Origin of the sequence: Streptomyces sp. NPDC005574, from assembly GCF_040605435.1 — a bacterium.
Lineage (GTDB): Bacteria > Actinomycetota > Actinomycetes > Streptomycetales > Streptomycetaceae > Streptomyces.
The window spans coordinates 1-7,445 of the sequence record NZ_JBEXCW010000179.1; the positions used below are offsets into that span (position 1 = coordinate 1).

The window sequence follows — 7,445 nt, forward strand, 5'->3', positions numbered from 1 at the left end:
GAAGACACGAGCGTGGGACTCCTTCGTACGAACTTTGGACGGTTCAGTACGAAACCTACGCTCGTCGTCTTTTACACCGCGGATCGGACGCCACCTGTACCTGCTTTCCCTGATGCAGAAGGGAGAGTGCCAACGGCAGACCGGAGTAGATGTCGAAGCCGCCACCCGCGCCTGCGACGAGGATCCGTTCGGCATCGGCGAGGCGGGTGAAGAGCGGATTGGAGTGGAGGGCCGTCATGCCGATCATTGTCCGGGACTCCGGGAAGCGCGCATGAGCTGGGTGCCATGGCCCTGGTGTCATCGGGGGCAGGACTGACGGAGGCACCTCTGACGTCCGAGCGGTTCGAGCAACTGCTGAACATCGGGGACACGACAGTGTGGCTCCGTAACTGACAGACGGCACCGCTGATCACCGAGTTTGGACAGCACTTGGTGATCACAGGGCAAGAAAAGTGTCGATGAGAACCGACACCGGTCATGGGTGCGCTGTGGGGGGCGACGCTGTCGAGAATCGCTCGAAATCTCCGCCTCGGTTCGCTTGATCCACCAGATTTGCCCATGGTTCCTAACGGAGTAGGGACGGCGAGCATGGCGAACAGCGCACTTCTGGTGATGGACGTCCAACGCCGGCAGTACATGCTTTCGATGCCGTAGTGCGAACGGAACGTGGGCCACCGCTCGTTGTCCACCCTGGCTCGCGACAGGCCCAGCACCCGGGCGATTGCGGCCCGCAGGTTGTCATAGCGCACCTCACCGCAGGGACGCCGCCCAGCACGTTGAATGCGTGGACGTGGCTTTGAAGAACGCCTCCTGGTCGCAGGAGGCGAAGATGCTTCTCTGCACTTACCGGAGACGCCGGGTGAAGCCTGGGCCGGGTCCTTGGGCAGTCAACGGCAACGGGCAGTCAGCAACCAGGCGAGATCGATCACTGCGATCGCACCCCAGATCCAGCAGACTACGGTGCCTCCGGTCGGCGCCAGCGCCGTGGCGAGGGCGCCCAGCCCGATCGTGCCCAGCACTACCCCGGCGCTGCGCTTCCATGCAAGTGATGTGCGCAATGGCCCGGGTTCGGCCAGCCGGTCGGCCAGATAGGCATCGAATGCCTCCGCGACCTGGTCGTCTATCTCGTCCCGCGTCCGGGCGTCCAACGGGTCAGACATGGACGGCCGCCCGCTGTGCTGTGGCTGTCCGAGCAGAAACCACCACCGCCGGTCGCAGCGCGACAGCAGCGCACAGCGCCGCCAGAGGCAGCTCCAGCATGCAGGCCAGTGCCAGCGAGAAGATCACGTCGCGCCCGGCCGTCATGACGTCGAACCAGGCGTCGACGAGCAACAAAACAGCCGTCGCGATCGACGCCAGCGGGGCCCGGTGGTCACTACGCCGCACCAGTACCGCTGACGTCAGCAGACCGGCGATCTCCAGCATGTCGAACCCGACCCAGGCGGCCCGCCAGTGCTGTGCCGGATAGGAGTCCGGCACTGTTATCCAGAGCATCGCGAGCCATGGCAGCAGCGCCATCCCTGCGCCTAACAACAGCTTCCCGGCCAGGTCTCCCCGCATCTCAACCCCCATGTGTCCTGGCACCCGCCGGTGCCCTCCCACACCAAGGTAGTGATTGCAGAGATATTCTGCAAATACTCTCTGCAGTTACTGCAGAGAGTCTCTGCAGTACTCTGGCCGGTATGGTTGAGCGCCCCAAGACGAGAGTGCTCACCGGCCAGGACCTCAAAGCCTTCTACAAGGCTCTGTCCAACCCGGTGCGCCGCGACATCCTGAGCTACCTCGGAGAGCACGGCGAAGCGAACTCCACCAGCGTCGCCAAGGCGCTCGGCGAGAGCACCGGCACCACCAGCTACCACTTGCGCAAGCTCGCCGACCTCAAGCTGATCGCCGAGATCGAGGAGCGGTCCGCCGGCCGGGAACGCTGGTGGAGGTCGCTGATGACGGACATCTTCACGCCACCGGGCCTGGAGCTGACGGCAGACGAACGCGAGGCGGCGGTGAAGATCGGCGCGCTCAAGATGACCCACGACCTGAACCTGGTCGTGAGCGCATACGCCGGATACGACAACTCGGCCGGCTGGAATCAGATCCAACGCGCCGGGCTGCGGATGACGAAGGAACAGGTCGCCTCGTTCGTCGAGGAGTACCAGACGCTGCTACGCAAATACGTGACCGAGCCCGGCGACCACCCGCCCCACTCACGGCACATGGCCGTACGCCTGGTGGTGCTGCCCGACGAAGGCCCCCGGCCCATCCTGCCGACAGAGTCGGACGACGATCAGCGCCGCATCAGGCAACAGGGTCCTGCCATCGAGGTCAGCCCAGGGCAATGACGTCCTCGCCTTGATCGGCTTGGGCTCGCAAACGCTCGCCCTGCTGTTTTTGTCGGCGATGTGCCGCAGGCTCTCCTGCACGCCGACAACCTCACCGAGCCACTGCATTTGCTGGGCCTCTCCCAGGCGCTGGCGGGTGTTGGCCTCGATCTCCAGCAGTCTGGGCTCCTGGGCCAGGTCCAGCCGGAGCATGGGGCACCTGACACAGGCTTCTCTGAAGCTATTGCCGAGCCGTACTCGTGGCCACGATGTCGATGGCGACTCGAAGCGGTGTCTCCGCATTCCCAAGCAGCGCCCGCGTGATCGCGATCGCCTGGATAGTGCTCAGACCGCGCTCGGCCAGGAAGGCCTGGACAGCCGCCATCCCGTCGCTCTCGAGGACTGGTCGGGACTGCTCGACCAACGCGGTCCAGCGTGCGGCCTCCTCGGGGCGTAATCCGATGACGTGGTCGAACATGACCTCTTCTTCAAAGCTCAGCCGATGGGATGTACTCACGTGTCGTCAGAGCTGATCGCTGCACTCAGGACTTGCACGGCGTCATCGTATTGACGGCGGTCGAACTGGAACGGGCCGAACCCTGAGTAGTCACGCGTCGTGCGGTGAGGCTGTTCGAAGGAGTTCCAAGTCACGTGGTCAGGTGTCACGGTGATACGGGTCATCAACGGCCAGCACCCCCACTCGCCGCATTCGCAGCCGAGCACGGGCGTCTTCGGTCCCGTCGCGCCGCTGAATCGCCCGTGAAAATGGTCCTCCATCGGGCTAAACCGGAAGAACTGCGGGATAAGGCCCCCGTAGGCGTCTCCAGCCGGCTGCATCCCAGCGTCCGTCTCGAACTGGTCGATCAAGTCGGTGAGTGGCACTCCGTCGATGCACGGGACGACTTCGAGCACGCCACGCTCAGCATGGCGTCGGCCGTCGAACCGGATCTCCTGGGTCATATTCTGATTGTCGCAGCACACCCCTTCACCTCCTGACCACGGTTGGGAGTCATGGCTCTCTGAACGTGGCCACCATGCTGTCCGTGCGGCGGGTGACGTTATTCGGCGCCGGTTGGAAAGGGCTACCGGGCGGTGGAGCCGGTTTCGGTGATGGTGGGGATGCCGAGATCGACGCCGCCGCGGCTTGTGGGGAGTCGGTCGATCTGAGCAAGTTTTTCTTCAGCGCCAGCCAGACTGACCTGGAGTCCTTCGATCTCCCCGAGCCAGCTCTCGCGCTCGGCCTCGTCGATCCGGGCGATCAGGTTGTCGCGGATGTCCGTCAGCCGTGACCGTCGGGTTGGATCAGGCCGGAGGAGTGAGCATCTGACACAAGGGTGCTTATGGATGCAGGGGGATCCGAGGGCTCGTGCGCAGGTGCCGATGGACCTTCCGCTTCTCGAAGTGGGAGAGGAAGGTGTCCCACTCCTCCTCCGTCGGGATCCGGTACTCCTCGCCAGAGCGGGAGGCCCGTCGGCGAGTGATGAACGCCCGGTGGGCGTCGATCGTCTCGGCTGGTAGACCGCCTTGTATCCGATCGTGGTGTCGATGCTCTTGTGACCACAGATGACCTGGGCAATGTGCGGGGGCAGTCCGTTCATGATGGCGTCGGTGAAGAAGAAGTGCCTTGTGTCCGCAGAGACCGTATGCGGATGACCTCGTGTGGCGAATAAGCAGGTCGCTCTTCGAGGCACCGTTCGCGACGCCGATCGTCGAGCGGGTTGCATTCCGCGGGATGTCATGTGGTGCGGATCACCTGCCTCGGGTGCTCGTCGGGCAGGGTTGTCAGCGGGAGCTGAGACCGTGCCTCCGTGAGTGAACTGGTTGAGCGTGTCGATGAGCATGACCGCGTGCTGGGAGTCGTCGACCGAGATGAGGCGGTGCGGGCGAACTGGCCGCATCGCATTGCAACGACGATCTGTCGTGATCGCGAGGGGCGGATCTTGGTGCTTCGACGGGCCGAGACGATGTCCCGGTTCCCGGGCTGCTACGACGTGATGGTCGGCGGCGCCGTGAACGTGGGCGAGTCGTATGAGCAGGCGGCATTCCGTGAGCTGGCTGAAGAGCTGGGCGTTCGTGTGCCTGTGCGGTTCCTGTTCAAGTTCCTTTGCCGGGCAGGGATTAGCCCCGTCTGGTTCGGGGTGCATGAGGCCGTCGTGTCGGAGGCTCTGGTGCCGGACCCGGTTGAGATCGCCTGCCAGGACTGGATGACAGTGGACGAACTGCTTGAAGTCGCTGATGAATGGCTCTTCGTTCCGGGAGGACCCGAGGCTCTGCGCCGATATCTGGAGTCCGGATCCGGCAGCGGTGCGGGCGAGCCAGCGGCCGGATGATCGGCGATGCGGGTCGCCGCGGTTCAAGGCAAGCATCAGCTGCAGGAGCCCATGGCGGTGGTTCGCGGCGTTGGAAGGCGCCTGACCTTGGATTCCCCGGCGGTCGCTTCGCCGAGCCGGACGATCGCCTCGTGCTGGGCAGCGAGCCGGGCCAGGGCCTGGCCGCGGAAGTCGGTGAGTTTTTCGACCGTCTGCTCTGACTGGGCCAGCCGTTCCCGGAGCTTGGTGATCTCTGCCTTGAGCCGGGTGACTTGGGCCTCGCGAAGGTCGGGGATCTCGCCGGCGTCTTGAAGCGTCTGGAGGCGTCGTTCGAACTCGGTGCGGAGGTGCGCGTATGGGCGCGTACCCGTAGAACGCGGTGCGGTCGACGGCCGCCTCGGTGACGAACGACGAGACGCGGCATCGCGTCCTCAACTCCTTCAGCCACATAGGTGACATCCGGGTCGCCGTCGGAGTCGGCGGCTACTCTCGTCAGCACATCTGGAACACCGAAGACGGTTCCCTGATGACCGATGCCCAGCTCGAGCAGGCCCATCACATGCAAGCGGCCGACGTGGACACCACCCAGATCGGCAGGCAGTCGCTCCTCCTCTCCGGCGGACACATCTGCTCCGCTGCCCTGTGGTCCGCCGAAAGTCGATGAGAGCACCATCTACGGGTCGGATCACCGTTGTGGAGCACCAGGCTCCTTCCCGGCAAACGAGCCGTCGTGGCCGCGCCACGCGGCATCGTGGTTCTCGAACCAGGCTCCCGCCTGCTCAGTCGATACGAGCACCCCAGAGAAGCGATCAACGAAGCAACTCCACCCTCTTCAGCCCACGAAAGAGGTCATGAAAGCGGGTTGATGACGTACGTCAAGTCGCGTTCACAGACCTGTCTGCGGGCTCCGCACGCGCGGGACCAGCGCTGTGAGAGGCGACCGTCTGCGTACTGCGGGCCGGTACAGCCTTCGAAGCCATCTCATGTGGCAGGTCCGCACTCTGTCATGCGGAAGCCACCACCTCGCCGGCCATGACCTGGGGAGTGTTGGGGAGCAGTGAGGCAAGGTTGTCCCGCACGAAGTCCGCAGCCCTCGAGATCGATTCGTCGGCGCCGGCCTGGTCCTGGAAGACGCTGGTCGAGACCATCACTCCGTCCCCGACATCGATCCAGTAGTAGGCCACGAAGCCGGAGACCCGGCGCATGAGCGGCACGAACCCCTCGTTCACACGACGAGCGGCCTCGGCCGGATCGGTCACCCCTTCGTACCGCCGGACTGCTGCGTACATCGCCAAGCTCCTAACGGCGTTCTGACATTCGTCCTCTGCACACGTCGTACCCCTGCGACGGCCGACTGGCCCCTGAGGCGTCCCGCAATCACCTGAAAGGCTGTCCTGGGTGATCCGAACGGCGGCCGCCGGCTCGGACTCCGGGGACGCTGGATCGGGTCCGCCAGTTGGAGGAGGTGGCGGGCTTCGTGATCGGTCTGGCCTTCGCAGGCTTCGGTCCCGGCTCCGCCGTCCCACACGTCCCCCCGAACGGCGGGCGCGCCGGCTCGCAGGCCCGCGCCCTCACACGCTCGATGACCTGCCACGACAGGGTCTGTGAACGCGGCTTGGTGATCCATGTCGTCCGGTCCCGCTGCCACGCCGTAGGGAAGCGGCCCTCCCGGGCCGCGGGAAGGCCGATCTCCGGCCCGTACGCCTGGTAGACGGTGACCGTCGAAGCGGTGAAGAGGGCGCGGATCCGGTGCTGGGGTTCTGCCACTGTGACCAGGGTGAGGGCACTTCGCTGGACGCCATCGAATCAGCGCACACAGCGCTGTCGAGCCTGCGGCAGCGGATGAGGGAGCAGACGGTGCCTGTGCAGGCCGGGAAATGGTCCGTCTCGCATTCTCAGGCGGTACGTCCTCGCCTTCGTCGGTATGGCCACGGCGGTGTCTGTGACCCAGGTCTCAGTACGGTCGTGCAGCAGATGGGGCGGTGTTCGCGTCGAGGAGGGGTGACAGGAAGGCAGGAGCGTGTGGAGATGGACTTTGAGGCTTTCGTCGCCGCGAGGTCGGCCGCGTTGTTCCGGGGCGCCCTCGTCCTCACGGGTGACCGCGAGGCAGCGGAGGACCTGGTCCAGGAGACCCTGGAGCGGGCCTGCCGCAAGTGGCGCGTCATCGCCGGGAAGGACGCTCCGGACGCCTACGTACGGCGGATCATGGTGAACCTGGCCAACGACCGCTGGCGCAGGTTCCGCCGTCTGGCCACGACCTCCGGCGCGGAGGGCGACGACAGGGCCGCGCCGGGGGACGAGTACGGACAGGTCGACAACCGGGACCAGTTGGTCCGTGCTTTACAGCAACTGCCCATGCGGATGCGCACGGTTGTGGTCCTGCGGTACTTCCACGATCTCTCTGACACCGAGATCGCGGAAGACCTGCACATCTCGGCCAGCACGGTGCGTTCCCAGCTCGCCCGCGGGATCGCAAAGCTCAGAAGTCACTACCCCGCCCACTCCGGCCTGCCACCACGGCAGCACACGGAAGGAATCCGATGACCCCCTACGGCGATACAGGGCCTTCCGGCTGCACACCCTTCGAAGAGGAACTGATGAACTCCATGAACCGATTCGCGAACTCCGCCGAGACCCCCGCCTTCGACGCGCAGCAGATCGTGCGGCGCACCCGGCGCAGGCGGAGCGTCGGTATCGCCGCTGTCGCCGCCGCCCTCATCGCGGCAGGCGGGGGCACCGCCCTGGCCACCTCGGCCGCGGGCGGCCACTCGAAGCCCGCGGCGGCGGCTACGGCGGCCGCCGGCAGCGACGCCACCACCAT

General features: G+C 65.5%; 11 protein-coding genes and 2 pseudogenes. 6 read left to right on the forward strand and 7 right to left on the reverse strand.

Annotated features, from left to right (window positions below; genetic code table 11):
* Nucleotides 1-55 precede the first annotated feature (55 nt).
* From ABZT03_RS42140 to ABZT03_RS42150, 3 genes are all read right to left on the reverse strand, one after another.
* Nucleotides 56-238 (reverse strand): hypothetical protein, encoded by a 183-nt coding sequence (locus ABZT03_RS42140; protein ID WP_356049369.1) that lies wholly within the window; start codon nucleotides 236-238, stop codon nucleotides 56-58.
* 649 nt (nucleotides 239-887) lie between these two features.
* Nucleotides 888-1,160: a hypothetical protein gene (locus tag ABZT03_RS42145; protein WP_356049350.1), complete on the reverse strand. Its 273-nt coding sequence runs from the start codon at nucleotides 1,158-1,160 to the stop codon at nucleotides 888-890.
* Nucleotides 1,153-1,572, reverse strand: coding sequence for a hypothetical protein (locus ABZT03_RS42150; RefSeq protein WP_356049352.1), 420 nt, complete (start codon nucleotides 1,570-1,572; stop codon nucleotides 1,153-1,155). The genes ABZT03_RS42145 and ABZT03_RS42150 overlap by 8 nt, the downstream gene beginning before the upstream one ends.
* Nucleotides 1,573-1,682: 110 nt before the next feature.
* Between ABZT03_RS42150 and ABZT03_RS42155 the strand changes: the two genes are divergently transcribed.
* Complete coding sequence (locus ABZT03_RS42155; protein WP_356049354.1) at nucleotides 1,683-2,336, forward strand: helix-turn-helix domain-containing protein; 654 nt, start codon at nucleotides 1,683-1,685, stop codon at nucleotides 2,334-2,336.
* A 220-nt stretch (nucleotides 2,337-2,556) separates the two neighbouring features.
* Here the strand turns inward: ABZT03_RS42155 and ABZT03_RS42160 are convergent, their stop codons facing one another.
* Nucleotides 2,557-2,793 (reverse strand): hypothetical protein, encoded by a 237-nt coding sequence (locus ABZT03_RS42160; RefSeq protein WP_356049356.1) that lies wholly within the window; start codon nucleotides 2,791-2,793, stop codon nucleotides 2,557-2,559.
* A gap of 35 nt (nucleotides 2,794-2,828) precedes the next feature.
* On the reverse strand, nucleotides 2,829-3,275 hold the full coding sequence (locus ABZT03_RS42165; RefSeq protein WP_356049358.1) for a hypothetical protein: 447 nt from the start codon (nucleotides 3,273-3,275) through the stop codon (nucleotides 2,829-2,831).
* A gap of 65 nt (nucleotides 3,276-3,340) precedes the next feature.
* Between ABZT03_RS42165 and ABZT03_RS42170 the strand changes: the two genes are divergently transcribed.
* The 3 genes from ABZT03_RS42170 (at nucleotide 3,341) to ABZT03_RS42180 (ending at nucleotide 5,288) form a co-directional block, all read left to right on the forward strand.
* Nucleotides 3,341-3,604 (forward strand): hypothetical protein, encoded by a 264-nt coding sequence (locus tag ABZT03_RS42170; protein WP_356049360.1) that lies wholly within the window; start codon nucleotides 3,341-3,343, stop codon nucleotides 3,602-3,604.
* Between the two features lie 519 nt (nucleotides 3,605-4,123).
* Complete coding sequence (locus ABZT03_RS42175) at nucleotides 4,124-4,645, forward strand: NUDIX domain-containing protein (RefSeq protein WP_356049361.1); 522 nt, start codon at nucleotides 4,124-4,126, stop codon at nucleotides 4,643-4,645.
* 379 nt (nucleotides 4,646-5,024) lie between these two features.
* On the forward strand, nucleotides 5,025-5,288 hold the full coding sequence (locus ABZT03_RS42180) for a hypothetical protein (RefSeq protein WP_356049363.1): 264 nt from the start codon (nucleotides 5,025-5,027) through the stop codon (nucleotides 5,286-5,288).
* Nucleotides 5,289-5,628: 340 nt separating this feature from the next.
* Here the strand turns inward: ABZT03_RS42180 and ABZT03_RS42185 are convergent, their stop codons facing one another.
* Together ABZT03_RS42185 and ABZT03_RS42190 are read right to left on the reverse strand one after the other, a co-directional pair.
* Nucleotides 5,629-5,913: a hypothetical protein gene (locus ABZT03_RS42185; RefSeq protein WP_356049365.1), complete on the reverse strand. Its 285-nt coding sequence runs from the start codon at nucleotides 5,911-5,913 to the stop codon at nucleotides 5,629-5,631.
* Between the two features lie 322 nt (nucleotides 5,914-6,235).
* Nucleotides 6,236-6,391 (reverse strand): annotated as a pseudogene (locus tag ABZT03_RS42190) (DUF4291 family protein); the annotation flags it as partial.
* A gap of 261 nt (nucleotides 6,392-6,652) precedes the next feature.
* On the opposite strand from ABZT03_RS42190, the gene ABZT03_RS42195 reads away from it, so the two are divergent.
* Nucleotides 6,653-7,168, forward strand: a complete 516-nt coding sequence (locus ABZT03_RS42195; RefSeq protein ID WP_356049367.1) for a SigE family RNA polymerase sigma factor — start codon at nucleotides 6,653-6,655, stop codon at nucleotides 7,166-7,168.
* A gap of 62 nt (nucleotides 7,169-7,230) precedes the next feature.
* Nucleotides 7,231-7,445 (forward strand): annotated as a pseudogene (locus ABZT03_RS42200) (hypothetical protein); the annotation flags it as partial.

Bases quoted from the DNA above. Each gene is read 5' to 3' on its own strand.
- ABZT03_RS42140 (WP_356049369.1), bottom strand. From the start codon at position 238: ATGACGGCCCTCCACTCCAATCCGCTCTTCACCCGCCTCGCCGATGCC.
- ABZT03_RS42145 (WP_356049350.1), bottom strand. From the start codon at position 1,160: ATGTCTGACCCGTTGGACGCCCGGACGCGGGACGAGATAGACGACCAG.
- ABZT03_RS42150 (WP_356049352.1), bottom strand. From the start codon at position 1,572: ATGGGGGTTGAGATGCGGGGAGACCTGGCCGGGAAGCTGTTGTTAGGC.
- ABZT03_RS42155 (WP_356049354.1), top strand. From the start codon at position 1,683: ATGGTTGAGCGCCCCAAGACGAGAGTGCTCACCGGCCAGGACCTCAAA.
- ABZT03_RS42160 (WP_356049356.1), bottom strand. From the start codon at position 2,793: ATGTTCGACCACGTCATCGGATTACGCCCCGAGGAGGCCGCACGCTGG.
- ABZT03_RS42165 (WP_356049358.1), bottom strand. From the start codon at position 3,275: ATGACCCAGGAGATCCGGTTCGACGGCCGACGCCATGCTGAGCGTGGC.
- ABZT03_RS42185 (WP_356049365.1), bottom strand. From the start codon at position 5,913: ATGTACGCAGCAGTCCGGCGGTACGAAGGGGTGACCGATCCGGCCGAG.
- ABZT03_RS42195 (WP_356049367.1), top strand. From the start codon at position 6,653: ATGGACTTTGAGGCTTTCGTCGCCGCGAGGTCGGCCGCGTTGTTCCGG.